Genomic DNA, 24,413 nt, shown 5'->3' with positions numbered 1-24,413 from the left:
CCATTTCCGTCACCCCACGAGGAGTGAGCATGTCCGAGGTCAAGCTTTCCGCCAAGATCCGTGACACCTTCGGCAAGGGCTCCGCCCGCCAGGCCCGTCGCGACGCCCTGACCCCCGGTGTCATCTACGGCCACGGCACCGAGCCGAAGCACGTGAACGTCGACGCCCACGCCCTCCAGCTGGCGCTGCGCACCCCGAACGTCCTGCTCTCCCTGGACCTCGGCGACGCCGGCACCGAGCTGGTCATCCCGAAGGCCGTGCAGAAGCACCCGCTGAAGCGCTCGATCTCCCACGTCGACTTCCTCATCGTCAAGAAGGGCGAGAAGGTCACCGTCGACGTCGCGATCGTCACCGAGGGCGAGCTGGCCGCCGGCGGCAACATGCTGGAGACCCTCCAGAACACCATCTCCGTCGAGGCCGAGGCCACCCACATCCCGACCGAGGTCACCGTCTCCATCGCGGGCCTCGAGGCCGGCGCCACCATCCACGCCAAGGACCTGGTCCTCCCGAAGGGCACCACCCTGGCCGTCGACGGTGACATCGCCGTCCTCCAGGTCGTCGCCCCGCAGGCCGAGGAGCCGGCCGCCGACGCCGAGGGCACCGAGGCCTGAGCCTCGCCCCACCCCCTCAGCAGTTGCTGACCGACCGCCGTCCGGCTCCACTGGAGCGGGACGGCGGTCGTCTTCGTTCCAGGCACTTAAGGAGCTTTTGATGTCGGACGACGCGGCGCCCTGGCTGATCGTCGGTCTCGGGAACCCCGGACCGGAGTACGCCGGCAACCGCCACAACATCGGCTTCATGGTGGCCGACCTGCTGGCCGAGCGGATCGGCGGCAAGTTCAAGGCGCACAAGGCCCGCGCCCAGGTCGTCGAGGGCCGCATGGGACCGCCCGGCCCGGCGAACCGGCGCGTGGTGCTGGCCAAGCCCATGTCGTTCATGAACCTGTCGGGCGGTCCCGTGACGGCGCTGCGCGACTTCTACAAGGTGCCGCTGGAGCGGATCGTCGCCGTCCACGACGAGCTGGACATCGACTACCCGACGCTGCGCCTGAAGCTGGGCGGCGGGGACAACGGGCACAACGGCCTGAAGTCGATGACGAAGGCGATGGGCCCGGACTACCACCGGGTGCGCTGCGGCATCGGGCGCCCGCCGGGCCGCATGCAGGTCGCGGACTTCGTCCTGAAGGACTTCTCGTCCACCGAGCGCAAGGAGCTGGACTGGTTCGTGGACCGCTCCGCGGACGCCGTGGAGTGCCTGGTCCAGGAGGGCCTGGAGCGGGCGCAGTCGACGTACAACTCGTAGGGCGTACAAGGCTCAGGGCGTACGAGGCTCAGGGCGTACGGGAAGGCCCCCGCCACCGGAGGGATCCGGTGGCGGGGGCCTTCCCGCGTGCGGGACGGGTCAGCCGGTGTTGCGCAGGCCGGCGGCGACGCCGTTGACGGTGAGCAGCAGGGCGCGGGCCAGCAGCGGGTCCGGCTCCTCGCCGCGGGCGGCGGCGGCGCGCTGGCGGGCCAGCAGGGAGACCTGGAGGTAGGAGATCGGGTCCAGGTAGGCGTCGCGGACGGCGAAGGTCTGCTGGAGGACCGGGTTGGAGTCCAGCAGCTTCTTGCCGCCCGTGATGCGCAGCACCTCGCGGACGGTGAGTTCGTGCTCGGCCTCGATGCGGGCGAAGACGTGCTTGAGCTCCTCGGGCACGAGGGTGTCGACGTAGTGGCGGGCGATCCGCAGGTCGGTCTTGGCCAGCGTCATCTCGACGTTGGACAGGAAGTTGCGGAAGAAGTGCCAGCGCTCGCCCATCTCGGCGAGGGAGGCGTCCTGGCCGGCCTCGCGCAGGGCCTTGAGGCCGGAACCGACGCCGTACCAGCCGGGGACGATCTGGCGGGACTGGGTCCAGCCGAACACCCACGGGATGGCCCGCAGCCCGTCGAGGCCGGCGCCGGAGTCGGGGCGGCGCGAGGGCCGCGAGCCCAGGTGCAGGTCGGCGAGCTGGTCGACGGGGGTGGCCGCGAAGAAGTACGAGGGCAGGTCCGGGTCCTCGACCAGCGCGCGGTAGGCGCCGTGCGCGGCGTCCGAGACGATGTCCATGGCCGCGTCCCAGCGGGCCAGGTCGTCGTCGGACTGGCGGGGGGCGGTGTGCAGGGCGGAGGCCTGGAGGGTGGCCGCGACGGTCAGCTCCAGGTTCTCGCGCGCCAGGGAGGGGACGAGGTACTTGTCGGAGATGACCTCGCCCTGCTCGGTGACCTTGATCTCGCCCTCCAGGGTGCCCCAGGGCTGCGCGAGGATCGCGTCGTGCGAGGGGCCGCCGCCCCGGCCGACGGTGCCGCCGCGGCCGTGGAAGAGGCGCAGGCGGACCCCGTAGCGGTGGGCGACGTCGCGCAGCCGGCGCTGGGCGCGGTGGATCTCCCACTGGCTGGTGGTGATGCCGCCGAACTTGGAGGAGTCGGAGTAGCCGAGCATGACCTCCTGCACGTCGCCGCGGAGCGAGACCAGGCGCCGGTAGGAGGGGTCGGCGAGCATCTCGTCGAGGATGACGTCGGCGGCGCGCAGCTCGTCCGTGGTCTCCAGGAGCGGCACGATGCCGATCTTGGCCCAGCCGGCGTGCAGGTCGATGAGGCCGGCCTCGCGGGCGAGGACGGCGGCGGCGAAGACGTCGTCGGCGCCCTGGCACATCGAGATGATGTACGACTCGATGACCTCGGGGCCGAACTTCTCGAAGGCGTCCTTGACGGCCCGGAAGACGCCGAGCGTCTTGTGGCCGGCCGCGTCGAGGGGGGCCGGGGTGGGGGCGAGGGGGCGGCGCGAGCGCAGTTCCTTGGCGAGGAGCTTCTGCCGGTAGTCGCGCGGCATGTCGGCGTAGCGCCAGGACTCCTCGCCGAGCCGGTCGAAGAGCTGGCCCAGCGCGTGGTGGTGGGCGTCCGCGTGCTCGCGCACGTCCATGGTGGCGAGCTGGAGGCCGAAGGCGGCCAGGGTGCGGATGGTGCGGTCCATGCGGCCGTCGGCGAAGAGCGCGCCGCGGTGTTCGCGCAGGGAGGTCTGGATGAGGGTGAGGTCGGTGAGCAGCTCGGCGGTGCCGAGGTAGTCGCGGCCCTCCTCGTGGGGGGTGCCCTTGGCGAGGCGCTCGCGGGTGTTGACGAGCTTCTGGCGCACGCAGGTGGCCTTGAGCCGGTAGGGCTCCTCGGCGTTGAGGCGCTTGTAGCGGGGGCTGATCTCCGGGAGGCGCTCCAGGTCGGCCTGGAGGGAGGTGAGGAGTTCCTCGGTGGCGCCGGTGTAGCGGATCGAGTTCGACAGCAGCCCGCGCAGGAAGTCGACGAGTTCGAGGGCGTCGGTGATGCCGTGCTCGTGCTGGAGGATCAGGACGTCGCGGGTGACCTCGGGGGTGACGTTGGGGTTGCCGTCGCGGTCACCGCCGATCCAGGTGCCGAAGGTGAGCGGGCGGGTGCCCGCGGGCAGCTCGACGCCGACGCGCTGGAGCTCGGCGGCGAGGTCCTCCAGGACGTCGCCGACGGCCCCGGCGTGCAGCTCGTCGAGGTAGTAGATGGCGTTGCGGGCCTCGTCGGCGGGCTCCGGGCGGACCACGCGCAGTTCGTCGGTCTGCCAGACGAGGTCGATGTTCTCGGCCAGGCGCAGGTCGTGGCGGCGGCGCTCGCCGGCGCCGGAGACCGGCTCCTCCAGGAGGGCGGCGATGCGGCGCAGCTTGTTCAGGACGCTGCGGCGGGCCGCCTCGGTGGGGTGGGCGGTGAAGACGGGCCGCACGTTGAGGTTCTTGACCGTCTCGCGCAGGTGTTCGGGGTCGGCGTCCTTGAGCATGTCGGCGGTGCGGGCGAGGAGCCCGCCCTCGGCGGCACGGTGGGCGCGCAGTTCCTTGCCGCGGTGCACCTGTTCGGTGACGTTGGCGAGGTGGAAGTAGGTGGAGAAGGCGCGCACCAGCTTGGCGGCGGTCTCCAGGTCGGTGTCGCCGAGGAGGGCGGCGGCGGCTTCGCCGTCGGTCCGGGTCAGGGCGCGCACGCGTTCGACGAGGTCGAGGAGGTCCTGGCCCTCCTGGCGTACGAGGGTCTCCCCGAGGAGGTCGCCGAGGCGGCGGATGTCGGCGCGCAGCTCCGCGTTCGCCGTTTCCGCCGAGGTCGCGGAGGTGGGGGTGACGGGGGCCTGGGCGGCCTGGTCAGCACTGCTCACAGGTGCGGCTCCTTGCAGTGTTCGAGCGCTACTGGGCTGTGGGCTCCCGGGACGCGTGCGGCGGCGGTGCCTCCTGATGCGCAGCCCGGGCTGCCCGTGCGGACCGCGCTGTCCGACGACACCAGGATAGGTGGCCCGTACTCGTGCCCCGGCAGCGCGGCCGACAGGTGGACGCCGGGCCGCGCCGGGCGGGGGAACACGGGGTCGGCGGGCGGGGGCCGGCGGGGGCGGCGGACGGGGGAACGCGGGGGCGGCGGCCGGGGGAAGGCGCGGGGCGCGGGCGTGCTCCCCTTGCCCCGGCGTTCACCTTTGCCATACTTACGATGCCGTAGGTTACGGATCCGTAGGGTCCGCTGCTGCGGCCCCCCGACTCCTCACCCCCCAGGGGAAGCCCATGACCATCGGTCCCGATCTGATCGAGGACGCCCCGCCGTCCGCCACGCTCGGCGGTGAGCAGAAGCGGTCGGTGGAGCAGATCGCGCTGCTGCTCTTCATCACGGTGCCCTTCGTGGCCCTGCTGGCGGCGGTGCCGCTGACCTGGGGCTGGGGGGTGAGCTGGCTGGACGTCGGCCTGATGGTGTTCATGTACTTCCTGGCCTGCCACGGCATCACCATCGGTTTCCACCGCTACTTCACGCACGGCTCCTTCAAGGCGAAGCGGCCGCTGCGGATCGCGCTGGCGGTCATGGGGTCGATGGCGGTGGAGGGGCCGGTGGTGCGCTGGGTGGCGGACCACCGCAAGCACCACAAGTACTCGGACCACGAGGGCGACCCGCATTCGCCGTGGCGGTTCGGCGAGACGGTGCCGGCGCTGATGAAGGGCCTGTGGTGGGCGCACATCGGCTGGCTCTTCGACGAGGAGCAGACCGACCAGCAGAAGTACGCCCCGGACCTGATCAAGGACCCGGCGATCCGGCGGATCTCCCGGGACTTCGTGCTGTGGACGATCGTCTCGCTGGCCATCCCGCCGGTGGTGGGCGGTCTGGTGACGATGTCCTGGTGGGGGGCGTTCACGGCATTCTTCTGGGGTTCGCTGGTGCGCGTGGCGCTGCTGCACCACGTGACGTGGTCGATCAACTCGATCTGTCACGCGGTGGGCAAGCGGCCGTTCAAGTCCCGGGACCGCAGCGGCAACGTGTGGTGGCTGGCGGTGCTGTCGTGCGGGGAGTCCTGGCACAACCTGCACCACGCCGACCCGACGTCGGCGCGGCACGGCGTCCTGCGCGGCCAGGTCGACTCCAGCGCGCGCCTGATCCGCTGGTTCGAGCAGCTCGGCTGGGCCACGGACGTGCGCTGGCCGTCGGTGGACCGCATCGACGCCCGGCGCAAGGAAAAGACGTCGAACGCGGCATGATGGGGGACGTGGCGATCGACGGCAGCAGTTCCAGCAGCGACAAGCCCCGGCGCGGTCGCCGGGTCCGTATGACGGGCGCCGAACGGCGTCAGCAACTGCTGGACATCGGCCGCACCCTCTTCGCGGAAAAGGGTTTCGAGGGCACGTCGGTGGAGGAGATCGCGGCGAAGGCCGGGGTGTCCAAGCCGGTGGTGTACGAACACTTCGGCGGCAAGGAGGGCTTGTACGCGGTGGTCGTGGACCGCGAGATGCGCCAGCTGCTGGACGGGGTGACGGGGGCGCTGACGGCCGGGCACCCGCGCGAGCTGCTGGAACAGGCGGCCTTCGCGCTCCTGGACTACATCGAGAACTACACGGACGGCTTCCGGATCCTGGTGCGGGACTCCCCGGTGGCCCAGTCGACGGGTACGTTCGCCTCGCTGATCAGTGACATCGCCACGCAGGTGGAGGACATCCTCGGGCTGGAGTTCAAGGCCCGGGGCTTCGATCCGAAGCTGGCGCCGCTGTACGCGCAGGCGCTGGTGGGCATGGTGGCGCTGACGGGCCAGTGGTGGCTGGAGACGCGCCGGCCGAAGAAGGCGGAGGTCGCGGCGCACCTGGTGAACCTTGCCTGGCACGGGCTGGAGAACCTGGAGGCCAGACCGCGCCTGGTGGGCCACCGCAAGAGCTGAGGACGTACGCGGTACGTGCGTCGGCGCCCCGCTCCGGGATCCCCGGGGCGGGGCGCCCTCGTTTGTGCGGGTCCGCTCAGGCCGTCGGGACGAGCGGTTCCGGGGACTCGTGCGGTTCCGGGGACTCGTGCGGTTCCGGGGACTCGTGCGGTTCCGGGGACTCGTGCGGTTCCAGGAACTCCAGCCGGTTGCCGACGGGGTCCTCGGAGTAGAACCGGCGGTGGCCGGGCAGGTCCCCGTCCCAGACCACTTCGGCCCCGCCCGCGCGGAGTCTGCGGGCGTAGTCCTCGATGCCGGTCACCCGCAGTCCGGGGTGCGCCTTGCGGGCGGGCCGGAAGTCCTCTTCGATCCCGAGGTGCAGCCGCACGGTCCCGGCGGCGAACCAGCAGCCGCCGCGCGCGGCGAGGACGGCGGGCTTGGGGACCTCCGTCATGCCGAGCACGTCGCCGTAGTAGGCGCGCAGGGCGGCCTCGGAGCCGGCGGGCGCGGCGAGCTGGACGTGGTCGAGCGAGCTCAGCACGCCCGGGCCTCCTTGCGGGCGACGGCGAAGACGCGGCGGAACGGGAAGACGGTGCCGCGCGGCCCGGCCGGGTAGGCCTCGCGCAGGACCTCGCGGTATTCGGCCAGGAAGTCCTCGACGGCGGCCCGGTCGTCGCCCAGCGCGGTCAGGACGGGCCGCAGGGCGGTGCCCTTGACCCAGTCCAGGACGGGGTCGGGGCCCTGGAGGAGCTGGTGGTAGGTGGTCTCCCACACGTCGGCGGCGCAGCCGAGCCCGGTGAGGCGGTCGAGGTACTCGCCGGGGTCGAGGATGTGGACGTAGCGGGCGCCGTGGCCGCCGAGGCGTTCGCGCCACCGGGCGGTGTCGCAGAGCTCGGCGAGCAGGCGGTGGCTGGGGGCGGTGAAGTTGCCGGGGATCTGGAAGGCGAAGGTGCCGCCGGGGCGCAGGCCGTCGATCCAGCGGGCGAAGGAGCCGGCGTGGCCGGGCACCCACTGGAGGGCGGCGTTGGAGACGATCAGGTCGTAGGTCTCCCCGGGCGTCCAGCCCGCCAGGTCGCCGTGGCGGAAGTCGAGGCTGCCGCCGCCGGGGGTGGGTCCGGCGTATTCGGCCTCGGCGCGGCGGAGCATCTCCGGGGACAGGTCGTAGCCGCTCACGCGGGCGTCGGGCCAGCGCTCGCTGAGCAGCGCGGTGACGTTGCCGGGGCCGCAGCCGAGGTCCGCGATGCGGGCGGGGGCGGCGGGCAGCTCCGGTATGCGGGCCAGCAGGTCGAGGAAGGGGCGCGCGCGGTGCCCGGCGTGGCGGAGGTACTGCTGGGGGTCCCAGGTGGGGGCCGGGGCCGCGGGGCCGTCGGGGTCCGGGCCTTCGGGCGCGGCGCCTGCCGCGCCGGAGCGCGCCGCCGGAGCGGTGTCGGAATGCATGTTCGAGCCTCCCTGCTCGTGGGACGGGCGGAAGCGGAAGCCGCCTTGACGGCCCCTCTCTGCCCCATGCTCCGCCCAGTTATCTCTCGATGTCAAGATTCTCGATCTCAAGAGACTTCATATCGACAGACCCCTTACACTGATCCGCATGGAGGACGAGGTCGACCGACTGGTCGCGGCATGGCGGCGAGAGCGCCCTGACCTCGACGTGGAACCGCTCGAAGTGCTCAGCCGCGTCAGCCGGCTCGCGCGCCACCTCGACCGCGCCCGCAGGCTGGCCTTCTCCGAGCACGGCCTGGAGCCGTGGGAGTTCGACGTCCTGACCTCGCTGCGGCGCGCCGGCGCGCCCTACCAGCTCTCCCCCGGCCAGCTGCTGACGCAGACGCTCGTCACCTCGGGCACCATGACGAACCGCATCGACCGGCTGGCCAAGAAGGGCCTGGTCGAGCGGCTTCCGGACCCCAGCGACCGGCGCGGGGTGCTGGTCCGGCTCACCCCCGAGGGGCGCGACCGCGCCGACCAGTCGCTCGCCGGGCTGCTGGCCCAGGAACGCGCGATCCTGGCCCAGCTCTCCACCGCCCAGCGCGGCGACCTCGCGGCGCTGCTACGCCAGCTGACCGCTCCGTTCGACAACATCCCCGGCTAGTTCCGCGGGACGCACGCCGGCCCGCCGGGCCAGGGCCACGGCGGCCAGGGTGGAGTGCACGCCGAGCTTGCCCAGCACGTTCTGCATGTGGGTGCGGACGGTGTGCGGGGACAGGAACAGCCGGGCGGCCACGTCCTTGCGGCCCAGTCCCGCCACCATGCAGCGCAGCACCTCGTGCTCGCGCGGGGTGAGGGACTCCACGAGCCGCTCGCTGTCGCTGCGGTGCTTGCGCGCGGCCGTCAGCTCCCGCAGTACGCCGGTGAGCAGCGCGGGCGGCAGGTGCGTCTCCTCGCGCAGCACCCCCCGTACGACGGCCAGCAGGCGCGAGAGGGAGCAGTCCTTCGCCACCCACCCGGAGGCCCCGGCCTGGAGGGCGAGCGCCGCCCGGCGGGGGTCGTCGCGCTCGGCGAGGACCACCGTGCGCACCCCGGGGTGGGCGACGCGCACCCCGGCGACCAGCGCGATCCCGTCCGAGACGGGCGGCGGCGGCCCGGAGCCCGGCGCCCGCGGGGCGGGCACGGCGCCGGTCGCGCCGCCGAGGTCGGCGTCGACGAGCAGCACGTCGAAGCGGCGGCCCTCGGCCGCCGCGCGGTCGAGGCAGCGCGTGGCGGCGGGACCGCTGCCGGCCGCGGACACGTCCACGTCCGGCTCGGCCGCGAGCGCGGCTGCCAGAGACTCGGCGAAGATGCGGTGGTCGTCGACCACCAGAACCCGGATACGGACCACAAAACCCCCAAGGGTCGGGGAACGGACGACTACGGGTACGACGCCCGAGCCGGGTGGCCCACGCCGCCACGGCCGCCGCCGCGACATCTGAGCACTACCCCGGACCGGACGCCGCACCCGGCGTGTCTCGACCCCTGAATCAACTCCGGCCCCCACCGGTGTCACGCATCAGCGTAGAGCGGGTGGGGTCTCGCAGTTGGCCGAATAGCAGAAGTTTTTCCAGGGATTTTCCGGTGTGAGGGTCCGCAACGGCCAATCAGGTGGCTTGATTTCGCCTGTCCAGAAGGCCGGTGGGACCGATTCCGGCGGGGCTCGTGCCACGGGCAGTTGCACGGGGGGCATTTCACCCGGCGTACGCACGCCGGGCGCCGGCGCGCAGCGCCCGTCCGCCGCGCCCGCACGGCGCACGCGCGCCCCCCGCCGACCGGTCCGTACGGGGGGCGCGGGCCGCGGCCGGTGGTCAGGAGCGCTGCGCGCGGGCGAAGTTCCAGGCGTCGGTCACGATCCGGGTGAGGTCCGAGCGGGTCGGGACCCAGCCGAGGCGTTCCCGCGCGGTCTGCGCCGAGGCGACCAGCACGGCGGGGTCGCCGGCCCGGCGCGGGGCGGCGGTCTCGGGGATCTCCCGGCCGGTGACCTTGCGCGCCGTCTCGATCACCTCGCGGACGGTGAAGCCGTTGCCGTTGCCGAGGTTGCAGATCAGGTGCTCGCCCGGGGCCGCGACGCGCAGCGCCGAGAGGTGGGCCTCCGCGAGGTCGGCCACGTGGATGTAGTCGCGCACGCAGGTCCCGTCCGGGGTCGGGTAGTCGTCGCCGAACACCGCGATGGACTCCCGCTCGCCGAGGGCCACCTGGAGCACGAGCGGGATCAGGTGCGTCTCGGGGTCGTGCCGCTCGCCGAACTCGCCGTGCGCGCCCGCCACGTTGAAGTAGCGCAGCGAGACGGCGGCCAGGCCGTGCGCCGCGCACTCCCCCGCGATCATGTGGTCGACGGCCAGCTTCGAGGCACCGTACGGGTTGGTGGGGGCGGTCGCGGAGGTCTCCGTCAGGAGCCCGCCCGCGGGCTCCCCGTAGGTGGCCGCGGTGGAGGAGAAGATCAGCGTGCGCACGCCCGCCTCCCGCATCGCGGTGAGCAGGGCCAGGGTGCCGCCGACGTTGTTGTCCCAGTACTTCCCCGGGTTGACCACGGACTCGCCGACCTGCGAGGAGGCCGCGAAGTGCAGCACCGCGTCGAAGGAGGGGTCGAGGTGCTCGGCGGCGTCCTGGATGCGGCCGCTGACCAGGGTCGCCCCGGCCGGGACGCCCTCGCCGAAGCCGGTGGAGAGGTCGTCGAGGACGGTCACCTCGTGGCCCTCCGCCAGGAGATGGGCCGCCACGACGCTGCCCACGTATCCGGCACCGCCGGTGACCAGGTACTTGCTCACTCGCACTCCAACCTCTCGCGGACGCGCAGGGGCGCGCGTGCACTGACTGGCTTACCGGATTGCACGCTTCCGGGGAAATCGCCGGCCGCACCCGGTCTCATCCCGCCGACGGCCGCCCCTGCGCGGGCAGTCCCGCGCGGTCCAGGAGTCCGGTACGGGCGGCCAGCGCGGCCGCCTCCAGCCGGGAGCCGACGCCCAGTTTCATCAGCACCCGCTGTACGTGCGTACGGGCGGTGCTCGGCGCGATGTCCATCCCGGCGGCGATGAGCCGGGTGTCCTCGCCCTCCGCGACCCGCACGAGCACCTCCACCTCCCTCGGAGTCAGCAGCCGCAGCAGCCGGCTGCCCTCGTCGTCGGGCTGGGCGGCCGGGTTCAGCAGCTCCGCGAAGGCCGCCTGCAACAGCTGGGGGGAGACGGCCGCCTCGCCGGCCCGCGCCTTGGCCAGGGCCCGTTCGACGCCCTCGATGCGCTCGTCGTGGCGGACGTAGCCCGCCGCGCCGGCGGCGAACGCGGCCGCGATGCCCCGCGGGTTGGGGACCGGCCCGAGCACCACGACGGCGATCTGCGGGCGTTCCCGCCGGATCCGGGCGACGGGTTCGAAGACCCCCGGCTCGGCGGGGGTGGCGGTGCCGAACAGGCACACCTCCGGCGCCCGGCCGATCACCAGCTCGGCGGCACCGGCTGTGGGCGCGGCGGCCGCGAGCACCCGGTGCCCCCGCAGTTTCAGGGCAGAGGCGAGCGCCTCGGCCAGCAGCCGGTGCTCGTCGACCACCACGACCCGTACGCCCATCAAGGCTCCCACCCCAGATCCATCTGACCCGGCAAGCTACACGCTTGTTCGACGGAGCGCGGCGGTTACCGCGAGAAGCCCCCGGAAGGGCTGACCTTCCGGGGGCTTCGGTACGGATCGCGGCTTCTGCGTCAGTTCGCGATGAAGGAGGCGAAGAGGTACTCCGGGTCGCCCTTGTCGGAGTACGGCTTGCGCACCATCGTGCGGGAGATGAAGAGACGGCCGTTGTGGTAGCGGTACTCCGAGTAGTCGAGCGAGAAGCCCGTCTCGGTGCGCTGGCTGGTCTTCTCCGCCGGGTTCTGCATCAGCAGGGTCTCCTTCATCGTCTTGCCGTCGATGCTGACGACCTGACCGCCCCCGTCGTAAGGGGGGACCTTGTAGGCGATGATGTTCGACCCGTCCATGCGCAGCGGGTACATGGTGTACCGCTCGCCCGCGTCGGCGCGGTCGGAGGTGGGCTTGCCGGTCTCCAGGTCGAAGGAGACGATCTCGTTGGTGCGGCCGACGGAGGCCGAGCCCTGGTGCTCGTACGAGGGCATGTAGACCTTGCCGTTGCCCACGACCATGTTCGAGCACTGCTCGACCTCGGTGGCCGGGCACTTGGGCGCGTAGGCGCCGCCCGAGAGGGCGATGTGGGACTTGAGCTGGCCCGCGTCGTCGACGACGAACAGGTCGCTGACGTTGGTGGCGTTCTTGGCCGTGTTGCCGACGTTGGCGGCGACGATGAGCGGCTTCGTGGAGATGATGCCGGCCCACTCGATGCCGGGCGAGAGCTTGTACGAGGCCTTCGGCGCACCGGTGACGGGGTCGAGGGACTGGGCGAGCAGCGTCTGGTTGGGGATCCGGCCGCACTTGCGCAGGACGGCGAGCGCCTCGCCGCCGGCGTAGCCGAGGTCGTAGCAGCCTTCGCCGTCGGTCTTCGGGGCCCACAGGGACTTGCCGTCGGCGAGGTTCCAGGCGGCGCCGCCGCTGAGGCCGCCCGCGGCGACGGTCTGGCCGCTGATGGTGACCTCGGTGAAGGCCACCGGTTTGTCGCCGCCGGTGGACGACTTGGCGGTGGCGGACCAGACGAGCTTGCCGGTGTTCAGGTCGATGACGCCGACCTGGGTGCACTGGGGGTACTTGTTGCTGTCGCTCGCCATGGCCTCCTGGAAGAGGATGGCCGACTTGTTGTCGCTGACGTGCTTGGTCGCGCCGCAGACGTTGCCGGGGAGCGGGAGCTCCCACTTCTTGCCGCCGTCGACCACGTTGTAGCCGACCACCTTGCCGACGTCGGACTTGACGTAGGTGCTGTCGGTGAGCCAGGAACCGTCCACGGAGACCACGTCCGCCGGGGCCGGGCTCACGACGTTGGCCAGGGTCCGGGACTTGGGGTTGGCCGGGGGCTTCTCCGTGCCGCCCGGCGCCGCCGGCTTGTCGCCGTCGGGGGAGCCGCTGGCGCCGCCGTCGGCGGCGGGCCGGGGGGTGCCGGTGCTGTTGCCGTCGTCGGAGACGTACCAGAAGCCGCCGCCGATGATGAGGACCATCGCCAGCAGTGCCGCGCCGACGATCATCAGCTGGGTGCGCTTGTCACCGCCGCCGCCCGCCGGGGCGGGGGGCTGGGCCGGGGCCTGGAGCGTGGCGGGCTGCTGCTGCGGGTAGCCGTAGCCGGGCTGGGCCTGGGGCTGCGGGAAGCCGTAGCCCTGCTGGGACTGCGGGTAGCCGTAGCCGGGCTGCTGCGGCGCGCCGGCCGGGGGCTGCGCGGACGGCTGCGTGGGCGGCTGGGCGGGCGGCTGGGGGGCGCCCGGCGTGACCGGCGGGACCGGGGGGACCGGCGGGGGCGCGCCGAAGCCGCCGGAGGGCGGCTGCTGGGGCGGCGGCGGGGTGCTCGGGGTGCTCATCGGGGGTACTACTGCCTCTCGGTGGGCGGCTCGGTGGACTCGTTACTTGCCGAAGACCATCAGGAGCTTCTCGTCCTTGCCGTCCCCGCTCAGCGAGGTCACGGACAGGAAGAAACGACCGCCCTCGTAGGACCTCTTCGGGAACATGAAGGAGTTCTCGATCCCCGCGGCGGGGCCCGAGGGCATCCGCAGCAGCACCTTGGGCGCACCGCCGCCGGCCGCCAGCGAGACGATCTCGCCGGGCGCGTCCCCGGAACCGGTCCGGTAGGCCGTCAGCTGCCCGTTGGCCGCCTTGACGGGGATGTAGCTCCGCTTGTCCCCGGCCGCGGTGCGCCACTTGGCCTTGCCGCTGGCGAGGTCGAAGGCGACGATCTCGTTGTTGTTGCCCCCGTCGGTGCCCGTGTTCAGGTACAGGGTGTCGCCGTCGACGGCCCGGCCGGCGCAGTTCTGCAGTCCCTCGCCGCTGCTGCTGCCGCCGCAGTTGACCTCGAAGCTGCCTTCGGCGGTCATGGTGGCGCGCTTTTGCCCGTCGGGGCCCAGCGAGATGATGGCGCGCTGCTTGGTGTCGCGGTTCGAGGCGTCGATGACGGTCGGGTTGACCGAGTAGACGGCGTTGACCTGGTAGCCCTTGGGGAGCCGGTAGGACCAGGTCTTCTTGCCGGTCAGCGGGTCGGCGTCCTGGACCTCGACGGTGTGGTCGTCGTCCAGGCAGGTGGCGATGCCGATCAGCTTGCCGTTGCCGGCGGCGTACGCGCCGGGCTGGCAGCCCTCGGGGCCGGTCCCGGAGAAGATCCGTTCACCGGTGGAGAGCCGGTAGGCGGCGGTGCCGCCCATCCGGTTGACGACGATGGTCTCGCCGGTGAAGGCGACGGAGGCGTCGATGGCGGAGGCGAAGAGGCCCTCCTTCGGGGCCTCCTTCGTCCAGACCTCCTTGCCCGCCTTCAGGTCGACCAGCTTCATCTGGTTGCAGTTCGCGTTGGAACCCTCGCCGTCCTGGACGAGGACGACGGTCTTCCCGTCGGGGGTGGTCTGGTCGGTGAGTCCGCAGATCTCGGCGCGGACGTCGAGCTTCCACTTCTCCTTGCCGTCGGCCACGGCGTAGCCGGTGAAGCCCTTGCCGACGGTTTTGACGACGGTGTCGGCGACCACCCACTGGCCCTTGGCCGCGATCCCGGCACCCGGCCCCTGGAGCTTGGCGGTCTTGAGCCACTGGACCTTGTCCTCGCCCGGCTTGCGGCCCGCGTTGAGGTCCTGTTCGGGGCCGCCGTTGCCGGAGCCGTCGCCGTCGTCCACGGACGGGGAGCCGGAGGGCTCCGGGCCGGCGGACGGGGAGCCCTGCGCGGCCGGCGGCTTCGGGTCGGAGCTGCCGTCCGTGCCGAAGGCGAACCACGCGCCCGTGCCGAGGACGAGGACGCCCGCGACGGCGGCGGCGATCACGACGGCCGCCTTGCGGCGGCCCGCGGCCGGCCCCCCGGGGGCGGCCGGAAGGGGCGGGGCCGGCGGCATGCCGGGCGGCGGAAAACCGTAGCCGCCCTGCTGGGGGTACGGAGGCTGCTGGGGCTGAGGCTGCGTCTGGGGCTGCTGCGACTGGGCCTGCGGCTGCTGGGCGTACGGGTTGGCGCCCTGCGGCGGGTACCCGTACCCCTGGGGCGGCGGCGGCCCGGGCAGGTGGCCGTAACCGGAGGGCGGCGGCGGCTGGTTCGGCGGCTGGGGCGGCTCGGTCATCAGCGCATACCTTCGGCGTCGGGCGGTGGGGGGTCGGGGAGGTCGGGAAGAACCGACTCTTTCTATCACTCGTGGCCGACAAGCGACGGGCCGGTCCGACCCCTGTTCCCAAGGGAGGACCGGCCCGTGACACCGCCGTTATCCGGCCAGTTGGCGCCCGTACGGGCCCCCGCTCACGCGTCCTCGGCCAGTTCCAGCCAGCGCATCTCCAAGTCGTCGCGCTCGGAGATGAGTTCCCGCAGCTCCGCGTCCAGCTTGGCGACCTTGTCGTAGTCGGTGGAGTTCTCGGCGATCTGCGCGTGCAGGTTCGCCTCGCGGTCCGACATCTTGTTGAGCTGCCGCTCGATCTTCTGCAGCTCCTTCTTCGCGGCGCGCGCGTCCCCCGAGGCGGAGGACTTCCCGGTGGCGGCGGGGGCCGCCGGGGCGGCCGCCTCGATCATCCGCTGCCGGCGCTCCAGGTACTCGTCGAGGCCGCGCGGCAGCATCCGCAGACTGGCGTCACCGAGCAGCGCCATCACCGTGTCGGTGGTGCGCTCGATGAAGAACCGGTCGTGGGAGATCACGATCATCGAGCCGGGCCAGCCGTCGAGGAGGTCCTCCAGCTGGGTCAGGGTCTCGATGTCGAGGTCGTTGGTGGGCTCGTCGAGGAAGAGGACGTTGGGCTCGTCCATCAGCAGCCGCAGGATCTGCAGCCGGCGGCGCTCGCCACCGGAGAGGTCGCCGACCGGCGTCCACTGCTTCTCCTTGGTGAAGCCGAACTGCTCGCACAGCTGGCCCGCCGTCATCTCGCGGCCCTTGCCGAGGTCGACGCGGTCGCGGACGCGCTGGACGGCCTCCAGGACGCGCAGCGACGGGTCGAGCTCGCCGACCTCCTGGGAGAGGTAGGCCAGCCGGACGGTCTTGCCGACGGTGACGGTTCCCGCGGCGGGCTGGACGTCGCCCTGGGTGCGGGCGGCCTCGGCGAGGGCGCGCAGCAGGGAGGTCTTGCCGGCGCCGTTGACGCCGACCAGGCCGACGCGGTCGCCGGGGCCCAGGTGCCAGGTGAGGTGCTTGAGCAGGGTCTTGGGACCGGCCTGGACGGTCACGTCCTCCAGGTCGAAGACGGTCTTGCCGAGCCGGGCGTTGGCGAACTTCATCAGCTCGGAGGTGTCGCGCGGCGGCGGCACGTCGGCGATGAGCTCGTTGGCGGCCTCGATGCGGTAGCGGGGCTTCGAGGTGCGCGCGGGGGCGCCGCGGCGCAGCCAGGCCAGCTCCTTGCGCATCAGGTTCTGCCGCTTGGACTCCTCGGTGGCGGCGATGCGGTCGCGCTCGGCGCGGGCGAAGACGTAGTCGCTGTAGCCGCCCTCGTACTCGTGGACGTCACCGCGCTGCACGTCCCACATACGGGTGCAGACCTGGTCGAGGAACCAGCGGTCGTGGGTGACGCAGACGAGGGCCGAGCGGCGCGCCTGGAGGTGCGCGGCCAGCCAGGAGATGCCCTCGACGTCGAGGTGGTTGGTGGGCTCGTCGAGGACGAGGAGGTCCTGGTCCGCGATGAGCAGCTGGGCGAGCGCGATGCGGCGGCGCTCGCCGCCGGAGAGCGGGCCGATGACGGTGTCGAGGCCCTGGCCGAAGCCGGGCAGGTCGAGGCCGCCGAAGAGTCCGGTCAGCACGTCACGGATCTTGGCGTTGCCGGCCCACTCGTGGTCGGCCATGTCCCCGATGATCTCGTGCCGGATGGTGGCCGAGGGGTCGAGGGAGTCGTGCTGGGTGAGCACGCCCATCTGGAGGCTGCTGTTCTGGGTGACCCGGCCGGTGTCGGGTTCCTCCAGTTTGGCGAGCATCCGGATGAGGGTGGTCTTGCCGTCGCCGTTGCGGCCGACGACACCGATCCGGTCCCCCTCGGATACGCCGAGGGAGATGCCGTCGAGCAGGGTACGGGTGCCGTACACCTTGCTGACTGCCTCGACATTGACCAGATTGACGGCCATCAGACGCGCTCCAGGGAAGGGGTGTGGATCAGCCCCTCAGCCTAACCCTCCGGGGCGACCCCGACCGTTCCACCAGGAACGCACCCGCCAGCGCCATGCCGATGGCGGCGGGAGCGGTGACCGGAAGGGCGATCAGGACGGCGCTGTGGCCCTCCAGCAGGCCGCCGAGGCCGGTCATGGACAGGCCCAGGATCCCCAGCAGGCACAGCGTGATCCCGGCGGCGGCGGCCGGCCCGCCGCCGCTGCGGGAGGTATGGGCGGAGGCGTCGGCGGCCCGTACGGCAGGGGCCTCGAAGCGGCGCAGGCACAGGACCAGCAGCGCGGTCAGGGCGGCCGCGAGCAGGATCCGCACCGGCACCTGCGCCCACCACCCGGCCGTGGCGGGCTCGGGCAGGGCGGCGCCGGCCGCGAGCTGGGCCGCGTACACGCCGAGCATGGCCGTCAGGTGCCACAGGAAGGCGGTCATGGCGATGCCGTTGGCGGCGACGACCCCGTGCCAGACGCGGGGGCGGGCCAGCCAGACGCCGGCCGGGCGGGCGAGCAGCTGGACCGCGCCGACCAGCCACATGCCGTGGCAGAGCAGGGCCAGGGTGGGCGGGGCCATGTTGGACACCTTCTCGCCGGGCATCCCGACCATCGACAGCGGGTACGGCCCGAACGCCACGAGCAGGACGGCCCCGGCCGCTCCGGCGGCCGCGAGGACGGCGGGCCGGGTGATGCGGCCGTCGGCCCGCAGGAAGCCGAGCTGGTGCACGGCCAGCCAGACGAGGGCGAAGTTCAGGAACTGCGCGTACGGGACCCCGAGCGCGAAGCGCAGGACGTCGACCAGCGCGGCGGCCCCGGCCAGCGCGGCGAAGGCGGCCCAGCCGTAGCGGCCGTGCAGCTTCAGCAGGGGCGGGGTGAAGGCCACCATGGCGAGGTAGATCCCGATGAACCACAGCGGCTGCGTCACCATCCGCAGCGCGGCGCCGGTCAGCCGTCCGCCGCCGTGCCCGGTGAGCTGCACGGCCAGCGCGAGGGCGGCCCAGAGCAGGACGAACACCAGGGTGGGGCGCAGCAGCCGGCGCAGGCGGGCGCGCAGGAAGTCCGCGTAGACGGGCCGCCCTCCGGCCCGGCGCTCCAGCGAGCGGTACGACAGGGCGTGCGAGAAACCGCCGACGAAGAAGAAGACCGGCATGACCTGGAGGAGCCAGGTGAGCCCCTGGAGCGGGGGGACCAGGGCGAGCAGGTTGCCTATGCCGTCCCCGCTGACCGCGGCCATCAGCCAGTGGCCGAGCACGACGGTGGCGAGGGACGCGACCCGGAGCAGGTCGACGTAGCGGTCCCGGCCGGCGGGGGTGGCCGCGGCGGTGGCTGCGGCGGTGGTGCGCGCGCTGACTGTCATGCCCACACGGTCCCGCGGCCGCCGGTCCCCCGACAGGGCGCGGATACTCATCCGCGCCCTGAGTACCCGTCAGCCGTTGATCACCGTCGCGCCGGGGGCCGGGGAGGTGGTGACCCGGGTCGCCCGGCAGGTGCCCGACGCCTCCAGGGCGGCGGCCACCTTCTCGGCGGACTCCGGATCGCGGACCAGGAAGGCCGTGGTGGGGCCGGAGCCGGAGACCAGTGCGGCGAGCGCGCCCGCGTCGGTGCCCGCCGCGAGGGTGGCGGCCAGCCGCGGCCGCAGGGAGAGCGCGGACGGCTGGAGGTCGTTGGCCAGGGTGGCGGCCAGGGCGTCGGGATCGCCGGAGGCGAGCGCGGCGAGCAGGGCCGGGGAGACCCGCGGCGCCGGTACGTCGACGCCCTCGGTCAGCCGGTCGAACTCGCGGAACACCGCCGGCGTGGACAGGCCCCCGTCGGCGACGGCGAACACCCAGTGGAAGGCGCCCGCCTCCACGGGGGTCAGCAGCTCGCCCCGCCCGGTGCCGAGCGCCGCGCCGCCGGCCAGGCTGAAGGGGACGTCGCTGCCCAGCTCCGCGCACAGGGCGAGGAGCTGCGCGCGCGGGGTGTCCAGCCCCCACAGCGCGTCGCAGGCCAGCAGGGCCGCCGCGCCGTCCGCGCTGCCGCCCGCCATGCCGCCCGCGACGGGGATGTTCTTCGCGATGTGGAGGTGGACGGCGGGCTCGATGCCGGCTCGGGCGGCGAGGAGCCCGGCGGCCCGTGCGGCGAGGTTCGTACGGTCCAGGGGCACCTGGCCGGCGTCGGGGCCGGCGCAGGTGACGGTCAGCGCGTCGGCGGGGGTCGCCGTCACCTCGTCGAACAGGGACACGGCCAGGAAGACGGTGGCCAGGTCGTGGAAGCCGTCGGGGCGCGCCGCGCCCACCGCCAGCTGGACGTTGACCTTCGCGGGGACCCGTACGGTCACGCCCGCGGCCGCGGCGGCGCTCACAGGGCGGGCCGCTCGGCGGCGGGCTTGTGCTCGGCGATCGCCGCGAACTCCTCCACCGTGAGCGACTCCCCGCGGGCCAGCGGCGCGATTCCGGCGGCGACCAGCGCCGCCTCGGCGCCCGCCGCGGAACCGGCCCAGCCGGCGAGCGCCGCGCGCAGGCCCTTGCGGCGCTGTGCGAAGGCGGCGTCGACGACCGCGAAGACCTCCGCCTTGGTGGCGGTGGTCTTGACCGGCTCGGTACGGCGCACCAGGGAGACGAGTCCGGAGTCGACGTTCGGGGCGGGCCAGAAGACGTTGCGGCCGATGGACCCGGCGCGCTTGACGTCCGCGTACCAGTTCGCCTTGACGGAGGGGACCCCGTACACCTTGTTGCCGGGGCGGGCGGCGAGCCGGTCGGCGACCTCGGCCTGGACCATGACCAGGGTCCGCTCGATGGTGGGGAAACGGTCGAGCATGGTGAGCAGCACCGGCACGGCCACGTTGTAGGGCAGGTTCGCGACGAGCGCGGTCGGCGCCGGGCCGGGCAGTTCGGTCACGAGCATCGCGTCGGAGTGGACCAGCGCGAAGCGGTCCTTCCTGGCAGGCATGCGCGCCTCGATGGTGGCGGGCAGCGCGGCGGCGAGGACGTCGTCGATCTCGACGGCGACCACCCGGTCGGCGGCCTCCAGCAGGGCGAGCGTCAGCGAGCCGAGCCCCGGGCCGACCTCGACGACCACGTCGTCCGGCCGCACCTCGGCGGTCCGTACGATCCGGCGCACCGTGTTGGCGTCGATGACGAAGTTCTGGCCCTTCTGCTTCGTCGGGCGTACGCCGAGGACCTCGGCCAGCTCTCGGATGTCGGCCGGGCCGAGGAGGGCGTCGGAAGGGGTCGCGGGGGGCTGCTGCTCTGCGGTGCTCACCGGTAAAGCCTACGGCCGCAGTGGGGCCAGGGGCTCGCCCCCCGTTGTACGTAGAGCTTCTTCGCCCGGAACGTCTGTTCCGCGCCCGTGGCGTCCTGCGCGCGGCCGCTGCCGCCGAGGGCCTGCCAGGTCTGGACGTCGAACTGGTAGAGGCCGCCGTAGGTGCCCGAGGCGTCGGTGGCGGAAGGCCGGCCGCCGGACTCGCACTGGGCGAGGGCGGCCCAGTCCAGACCGTCGGCGCCGGCGACGGAGCTCGGCAGGGGCTTCGTGCCGACCTTGACGAGCTGGCTGACGGGCTCCCGGACCACCTCTTCGGCGATCTTGCGCGGCTCCTGGCGGACCCCGTTGACGGTACGGAGCCCGTACGTGACCCGGCGCGCTCCGGGCCGCCCGGCGCGCTCGACGACCTCGGTGCCGGCGAAGAGGTCGCCGTCCTCGACCCGCTCGGTCAGGTACGGGATCCGCTCCTCGCGGACCTCGCGGGTGCCGGTGATGCGGAGCACGGTGACGGTCTGGCCGTCGCGGGGGAAGGAGCCGGGGGGCACGGAGGTGGTGTCCTCGCCGTGCAGGGTGATGCCGGCCTGGTCCAGGGCCTCCTGGACGGTGGCGGCGTTGGTGCGGATGGTGCGTTCGCGGCCGTCGGCCATGAAGGTGATCCCGCGCTCGGTGCGCACGCCGAGGGTGAGGCCGGTGCGGGGGACGGGGGCGGTGCGGGGGGCGGAGAGGTGGGCGCCCTCGACGCGGACGCCGAGCTGGCGCAGGGCGCCCTCGACGGTCCGGGCGGTGGTCCACACCTCGCGGCTGTGGCCGTCGAGGGTGAGGTGCAGGGGCCTGCCGTAGCGGACCACGACCTCCTCGCCGTCGTCGAGGGCGGACGTCCGGGTGGGGGAGACGAGGTCGTGGGGGCCGACGCCGAGGCCTTCGGCGGCGAGGAGGTCGTCGACGCTCCCGGCGAAGGTGTGCAGGGTGCGGGGCACTCCGTCGACGGTGATGCGGACCGCCTTGTCGGCGGCGACGAAGGCGGTGGTGCCGCCCGCGAGGAAGGCCACCACCAGGGCCTGGGGCACGATGCGCCGCCAGCTGTCGCGGGGGGCGGGGGCGCTCGCCGTCCCGCGGCGGCGCCGGCCGGCGGCGGCGGTCTCCCCGGCGGGTCCGGCTCCTGCTCCGGCTCCTGCTCCGGCGGGTACGGGCGCCGCCGCCCGGCGGCGGCCGGTCCCGCCGGGCGCGGGGGCGGGCGCGGGGACTGCGGCGGGGACGGCGGCGCGGCGGCGGCCGGAGCCGGCGCCCCCGTCGGGGTCGGGGGTCTGGGGCGCGGGGGCGGCCCGGCGCCGTCCCGCGGGCGGGGCCCCGGGGGCGGGGAGGGCCGGGGCGGCGGCGGCCGGATCCGGGGGCGGGGCGGCCGGGGCGGCGCGGCGTCGGCCGGTGGTGCGGGCCGGGGCGGCGGCCCGGGCGGGTTCCCGGTCGGCGCCCTTGCGCCGGCGGCCGGCCCGACGGCCCTCGCCCCGGGGGGCGGGCACCCCGGGCCCGGGAGCGACGGCGGGCTCCGGGCCGGACTCGGGGCCGGGAGGGGCGGCAGGGCCGGGAGGGCCGGCGGCCGGGGCGGGCCCCGTACCCGGTCCGGGCCCGAACGCGGCTTCGAGGTCGGCGGCGAGGCCGGTCCCGAGCCCCGGCCCCGCGCCCGGCCCGGAGCCCGCGGAGGAGCCGGTGCCGGGGTCCGGGCCGGGTGCCGGGGCCGGTTCCGGCCAGGGGGCACGGCGGTGACTGCCCTGGGTATCGCTCACGTCGCTCGCTCCACTGGTCCGGCCCCGGCTGGTTCGGGCACGGCACCCTAGCGGGAGCGGCCGTCACGCACCAAAGCCGTTCGACTACCCAGCGTGTCGGGCGAACGGGTGTGCCAGGGACGTCAGTAGCCGAAGGCGCGCGCGGTGTTGGCGGCCAGCGCCGTGGCCATGGCGTCCTCGTCGATGCCGCGGACCGCCGCCATCGCCCGCACGGTCAGCGGAATGAGGTACGGCGCGTTGGGCCGTCCGCGGTACGGCGCGGGAGTGAGGTACGGGGCGTCCGTCTCGACCAGCACCAGCTCCAGCGGGGCCACGGCGAGGGCCTCCCGCAGCGGGGCGGCGTTCTTGAAGGTGACGGTCCCCGCGAAGGACATGTAGTACCCGGCGGCCGCGCACTCGCGGGCCATCTCGGCGTCGCCCGAGTAGCAGTGGAAGACGGTCCGCTCGGGCGCCCCCTCCTCCCGCAGCACGCGCAGCACGTCCGCGTGGGCGTCGCGGTCGTGGATGACCAGCGCCTTGCCCCGCCGCTTGGCGATCTCGATGTGGGCCCGGAAGGAACGCTCCTGCGCGGCCATGCCCTCGGGCCCGGTGCGGAAGTGGTCCAGCCCCGTCTCGCCGACCGCCTTGACGTGGTCCAGCGCGGCCAGCGCCTCGATCTCGGCGAGGGCCTCGTCGAGCGCCGCGTCGCCGCCGCCGGCCCGCGCGCCCTGACGGGACCATCCGTCGGGGTCGCCGTGGACGATCCGGGGGGCTTCGTTGGGATGCAGGGCCACCGCCGCGTGGACGTTGTCGTAGGCGGCGGCCGTCTCGGCGGCCCACCGGGAGCCCTTCACGTCGCAGCCGACCTGGACGACCGTGGTCACGCCCACCGACGCGGCCTTGGCGAGGCCCTCCGCCACCGTGCCGGACTGCATGTCGAGGTGGGTGTGCGAATCCGCCACCGCCACCCGCAGGGGTTCGGGCAGCGGCGGCGGAGCGTCCTTCGCCCCCGTCTTGTCTTCGCGTGTCATACGGCCGATCTTATGACCGGGCGCGCCGCCCCAGCAGACGGGCGAACCAGCCCCGGCGCTGCTGGGACGCGTCGACCGCGACCGGCCCCGGAGACTCGTGCGAGGGCGCGGCCCGGCGCGGCCTCGGGGTGCGCGGGGCGTTGACGCCGGCCGGCGGCGGACCGGCGATGCCGGGTACGACGGGGTGGTAGAGCTGGTCGAGCATGTCGAGCGCCGAGGAGACCTGGCCCGCCCGCATGATCCGTACGACGTGGCCGCCGCAGTTCAGGCAGGTCGGGTTGGACAGCGGGGAGGGCACCCGCTCACCCTTCACCGTGTACATGATGAACGGCTGACCCTTGCCGTCGACGTGGTGTTCTATCGCGTAGGCCTGCTCCCACCCGTAGCCGCACTTCATGCACGCGAAGGAGTACGCCTCGTGCACGGTCCGCACGGCAGGTGTGGAAACGGCATCCGATACGGCGACGGGTGCGGGTACCGGGGTGTCTGCGATCTCACTCATGCCAGCTCCTCTTGTTCCACTGGTGCCATTGCCAGTGGACGCCTCTTCGGGCGGGAGCGCATCAGGTCCTGTCCAGTGTTGGACGGCCTTTGGCCCAGTCATGCCCAAAGGGGCCGGTGCGCGGTCTGAGCTTTGCTTTTCAGGTTAGCTCTTTACCGATTTACGGCACCTTTTGTGCCGCGTTCTTTGCCGCTACCACCGCGTCGAACACCTCGCGCTTGGGTAGCCCGGCCTCTGCCGCGACCGCCGCGATGGCCTCCTTGCGGCGCTCCCCCGCCTCCTCGCGCACCCGTACCCGGCGCACCAGTTCCCCGGCGTCGACGTCACCGGGCGCGGCGGCCGGGGCGCCCTCGACCACGATGGTGATCTCGCCGCGCACTCCGTCGGCGGCCCACAGCGCGAGGGCCCCGAGGCCACCGCGCTTGACCTCCTCGTACGTCTTGGTCAGCTCCCGGCACACGGCGGCCCGCCGGTCCGCGCCGAACACCTCGGCCATCGCGGCCAGGGTGTCGTCCAGCCGGTGCGGCGCCTCGAAGTAGACGAGCGTGCGCCGCTCGCCCTCGACGTCGCGCAGCCGCCCCAGGCGCTCGCCCGCCTTGCGGGGCAGGAACCCCTCGAAGCAGAAGCGGTCCACCGGGAGCCCCGACAGCGCGAGCGCGGTGAGCACGGCGGAGGGCCCGGGCACGGCGGTGACCTTGATGTCCTTCTCCACCGCCGCGGCGACCAGCCGGTAACCCGGGTCGGACACCGACGGCATGCCGGCGTCCGTCACCAGGAGCACCCGCTTGCCGGCCTCCAGCGCCTCGACCAGCTCCGGGGTGCGGGCGGACTCGTTGCCCTCGAAGTACGAGAGCACCCGGCCGGTGGTGTGCACGCCCAGCCCCTGCGTCAGACGGCGCAGCCGCCGGGTGTCCTCGGCGGCGATCACATCGGCCCGTTCCAGTTCGGCGCCGAGCCGGGGCGGGGCGTCGGCGAGGTCCCCGATGGGGGTCCCGGCCAGGACGAGCACGCCGTCGGTCGGGGAGGTGGCTTCGGTACCGCGGGGCTGTTCGGCTGTCACCCGGACATCCTCTCATCGGCGG

The 24,413-nt window shown here is 73.5% G+C and carries 21 protein-coding genes; 5 read left to right on the top strand and 16 right to left on the bottom strand.

Going from position 1 to position 24,413, the window contains the following annotated elements; all coding sequences use genetic code 11:
• Window positions 1-29: 29 nt before the first annotated feature.
• Both ACFYYT_RS20730 and pth read left to right on the top strand, forming a co-directional pair.
• Window positions 30-611, top strand: a complete 582-nt coding sequence (locus tag ACFYYT_RS20730) for a 50S ribosomal protein L25/general stress protein Ctc (RefSeq protein ID WP_351826253.1) — start codon at window positions 30-32, stop codon at window positions 609-611.
• Window positions 612-711: 100 nt separating this feature from the next.
• Window positions 712-1,302, top strand: a complete 591-nt coding sequence (pth, locus tag ACFYYT_RS20725) for an aminoacyl-tRNA hydrolase (RefSeq protein ID WP_351826254.1) — start codon at window positions 712-714, stop codon at window positions 1,300-1,302.
• A 99-nt stretch (window positions 1,303-1,401) separates the two neighbouring features.
• Here pth and ppc read toward each other — a convergent pair whose 3' ends face one another.
• Window positions 1,402-4,095 carry a phosphoenolpyruvate carboxylase gene (gene ppc / locus ACFYYT_RS20720; protein ID WP_351826269.1) on the bottom strand — a complete coding sequence of 898 codons (2,694 nt, stop codon included), beginning with the start codon at window positions 4,093-4,095 and terminating at the stop codon, window positions 1,402-1,404.
• A 472-nt stretch (window positions 4,096-4,567) separates the two neighbouring features.
• Here ppc and ACFYYT_RS20715 point away from each other — a divergent pair, with 472 nt between their 5' ends.
• The gene (locus ACFYYT_RS20715; RefSeq protein ID WP_351826255.1) at window positions 4,568-5,527 is read left to right on the top strand and encodes an acyl-CoA desaturase; all 960 of its coding nucleotides are present in this window, start codon (window positions 4,568-4,570) and stop codon (window positions 5,525-5,527) included.
• On the top strand, window positions 5,524-6,198 hold the full coding sequence (locus ACFYYT_RS20710; RefSeq protein WP_351826256.1) for a TetR/AcrR family transcriptional regulator: 675 nt from the start codon (window positions 5,524-5,526) through the stop codon (window positions 6,196-6,198). Before ACFYYT_RS20715 ends, ACFYYT_RS20710 begins: the two co-directional genes overlap by 4 nt.
• Window positions 6,199-6,274: 76 nt before the next feature.
• On the opposite strand, the gene ACFYYT_RS20705 is transcribed toward ACFYYT_RS20710, so the two are convergent.
• Complete coding sequence (locus ACFYYT_RS20705; RefSeq protein ID WP_351826257.1) at window positions 6,275-6,718, bottom strand: VOC family protein; 444 nt, start codon at window positions 6,716-6,718, stop codon at window positions 6,275-6,277.
• Complete coding sequence (locus ACFYYT_RS20700) at window positions 6,712-7,614, bottom strand: trans-aconitate 2-methyltransferase (RefSeq protein WP_351826258.1); 903 nt, start codon at window positions 7,612-7,614, stop codon at window positions 6,712-6,714. Before ACFYYT_RS20700 ends, ACFYYT_RS20705 begins: the two co-directional genes overlap by 7 nt.
• Before the next feature lie 148 nt (window positions 7,615-7,762).
• Between ACFYYT_RS20700 and tamR the strand changes: the two genes are divergently transcribed.
• The gene (gene tamR / locus ACFYYT_RS20695) at window positions 7,763-8,260 is read left to right on the top strand and encodes a MarR family transcriptional regulator TamR (RefSeq protein ID WP_351826259.1); all 498 of its coding nucleotides are present in this window, start codon (window positions 7,763-7,765) and stop codon (window positions 8,258-8,260) included.
• Here tamR and ACFYYT_RS20690 read toward each other — a convergent pair.
• The 13 genes from ACFYYT_RS20690 to rsmI form a co-directional block, all read right to left on the bottom strand.
• Window positions 8,219-8,986 (bottom strand): response regulator transcription factor, encoded by a 768-nt coding sequence (locus ACFYYT_RS20690; protein WP_351826260.1) that lies wholly within the window; start codon window positions 8,984-8,986, stop codon window positions 8,219-8,221. The genes tamR and ACFYYT_RS20690 overlap by 42 nt on opposite strands.
• Window positions 8,987-9,446: 460 nt before the next feature.
• Window positions 9,447-10,406, bottom strand: coding sequence for a UDP-glucose 4-epimerase GalE (gene galE / locus ACFYYT_RS20685; protein WP_351826261.1), 960 nt, complete (start codon window positions 10,404-10,406; stop codon window positions 9,447-9,449).
• 97 nt (window positions 10,407-10,503) lie between these two features.
• Window positions 10,504-11,196, bottom strand: coding sequence for a LuxR C-terminal-related transcriptional regulator (locus ACFYYT_RS20680; RefSeq protein ID WP_351826270.1), 693 nt, complete (start codon window positions 11,194-11,196; stop codon window positions 10,504-10,506).
• Window positions 11,197-11,327: 131 nt separating this feature from the next.
• Window positions 11,328-13,076: a PQQ-binding-like beta-propeller repeat protein gene (locus ACFYYT_RS20675; RefSeq protein WP_351826262.1), complete on the bottom strand. Its 1,749-nt coding sequence runs from the start codon at window positions 13,074-13,076 to the stop codon at window positions 11,328-11,330.
• A gap of 42 nt (window positions 13,077-13,118) precedes the next feature.
• A complete protein-coding gene (locus ACFYYT_RS20670; RefSeq protein WP_351826263.1) occupies window positions 13,119-14,801 on the bottom strand; it encodes a PQQ-binding-like beta-propeller repeat protein in 1,683 nt (560 codons plus the stop codon).
• A 173-nt stretch (window positions 14,802-14,974) separates the two neighbouring features.
• Window positions 14,975-16,771: an ABC-F family ATP-binding cassette domain-containing protein gene (locus ACFYYT_RS20665; RefSeq protein WP_351826264.1), complete on the bottom strand. Its 1,797-nt coding sequence runs from the start codon at window positions 16,769-16,771 to the stop codon at window positions 14,975-14,977.
• A gap of 28 nt (window positions 16,772-16,799) precedes the next feature.
• Complete coding sequence (locus ACFYYT_RS20660) at window positions 16,800-18,155, bottom strand: acyltransferase family protein (RefSeq protein WP_351826265.1); 1,356 nt, start codon at window positions 18,153-18,155, stop codon at window positions 16,800-16,802.
• A 69-nt stretch (window positions 18,156-18,224) separates the two neighbouring features.
• A complete protein-coding gene (locus ACFYYT_RS20655; RefSeq protein ID WP_351826266.1) occupies window positions 18,225-19,139 on the bottom strand; it encodes a 4-(cytidine 5'-diphospho)-2-C-methyl-D-erythritol kinase in 915 nt (304 codons plus the stop codon).
• On the bottom strand, window positions 19,136-20,038 hold the full coding sequence (gene rsmA / locus ACFYYT_RS20650) for a 16S rRNA (adenine(1518)-N(6)/adenine(1519)-N(6))-dimethyltransferase RsmA (protein WP_351826267.1): 903 nt from the start codon (window positions 20,036-20,038) through the stop codon (window positions 19,136-19,138). The genes ACFYYT_RS20655 and rsmA overlap by 4 nt, the downstream gene beginning before the upstream one ends.
• Window positions 20,035-21,555 carry a ubiquitin-like domain-containing protein gene (locus tag ACFYYT_RS20645; RefSeq protein WP_388608863.1) on the bottom strand — a complete coding sequence of 507 codons (1,521 nt, stop codon included), beginning with the start codon at window positions 21,553-21,555 and terminating at the stop codon, window positions 20,035-20,037. Before ACFYYT_RS20645 ends, rsmA begins: the two co-directional genes overlap by 4 nt.
• Before the next feature lie 386 nt (window positions 21,556-21,941).
• A complete protein-coding gene (locus ACFYYT_RS20640; protein ID WP_351831041.1) occupies window positions 21,942-22,829 on the bottom strand; it encodes a TatD family hydrolase in 888 nt (295 codons plus the stop codon).
• Between the two features lie 10 nt (window positions 22,830-22,839).
• Window positions 22,840-23,331, bottom strand: coding sequence for a hypothetical protein (locus ACFYYT_RS20635; RefSeq protein ID WP_385322842.1), 492 nt, complete (start codon window positions 23,329-23,331; stop codon window positions 22,840-22,842).
• A gap of 160 nt (window positions 23,332-23,491) precedes the next feature.
• Entirely contained in the window at window positions 23,492-24,391 is a 900-nt protein-coding gene (gene rsmI / locus ACFYYT_RS20630; RefSeq protein WP_351831038.1) for a 16S rRNA (cytidine(1402)-2'-O)-methyltransferase, read from the bottom strand.
• Between the last annotated feature and the right edge of the window lie 22 nt (window positions 24,392-24,413).

Source organism: Streptomyces sp. NPDC002032 (genome assembly GCF_042890765.1).
In the GTDB taxonomy this organism is placed as follows: domain Bacteria; phylum Actinomycetota; class Actinomycetes; order Streptomycetales; family Streptomycetaceae; genus Streptomyces.
Note: the sequence above shows the minus strand (reverse complement) of the source record. Positions and strands in the feature narration are given on the sequence as shown.

Bases quoted from the DNA above. Each gene is read 5' to 3' on its own strand.
- ACFYYT_RS20730 (WP_351826253.1), top strand. From the start codon at position 30: ATGTCCGAGGTCAAGCTTTCCGCCAAGATCCGTGACACCTTCGGCAAG.
- pth (WP_351826254.1), top strand. From the start codon at position 712: ATGTCGGACGACGCGGCGCCCTGGCTGATCGTCGGTCTCGGGAACCCC.
- ACFYYT_RS20715 (WP_351826255.1), top strand. From the start codon at position 4,568: ATGACCATCGGTCCCGATCTGATCGAGGACGCCCCGCCGTCCGCCACG.
- ACFYYT_RS20710 (WP_351826256.1), top strand. From the start codon at position 5,524: ATGATGGGGGACGTGGCGATCGACGGCAGCAGTTCCAGCAGCGACAAG.
- ACFYYT_RS20700 (WP_351826258.1), bottom strand. From the start codon at position 7,614: ATGCATTCCGACACCGCTCCGGCGGCGCGCTCCGGCGCGGCAGGCGCC.
- tamR (WP_351826259.1), top strand. From the start codon at position 7,763: ATGGAGGACGAGGTCGACCGACTGGTCGCGGCATGGCGGCGAGAGCGC.
- ACFYYT_RS20680 (WP_351826270.1), bottom strand. From the start codon at position 11,196: ATGGGCGTACGGGTCGTGGTGGTCGACGAGCACCGGCTGCTGGCCGAG.
- ACFYYT_RS20675 (WP_351826262.1), bottom strand. From the start codon at position 13,076: ATGAGCACCCCGAGCACCCCGCCGCCGCCCCAGCAGCCGCCCTCCGGC.
- ACFYYT_RS20670 (WP_351826263.1), bottom strand. From the start codon at position 14,801: ATGACCGAGCCGCCCCAGCCGCCGAACCAGCCGCCGCCGCCCTCCGGT.
- ACFYYT_RS20665 (WP_351826264.1), bottom strand. From the start codon at position 16,771: ATGGCCGTCAATCTGGTCAATGTCGAGGCAGTCAGCAAGGTGTACGGC.
- ACFYYT_RS20660 (WP_351826265.1), bottom strand. From the start codon at position 18,155: ATGACAGTCAGCGCGCGCACCACCGCCGCAGCCACCGCCGCGGCCACC.
- ACFYYT_RS20640 (WP_351831041.1), bottom strand. From the start codon at position 22,829: ATGACACGCGAAGACAAGACGGGGGCGAAGGACGCTCCGCCGCCGCTG.
- ACFYYT_RS20635 (WP_385322842.1), bottom strand. From the start codon at position 23,331: ATGAGTGAGATCGCAGACACCCCGGTACCCGCACCCGTCGCCGTATCG.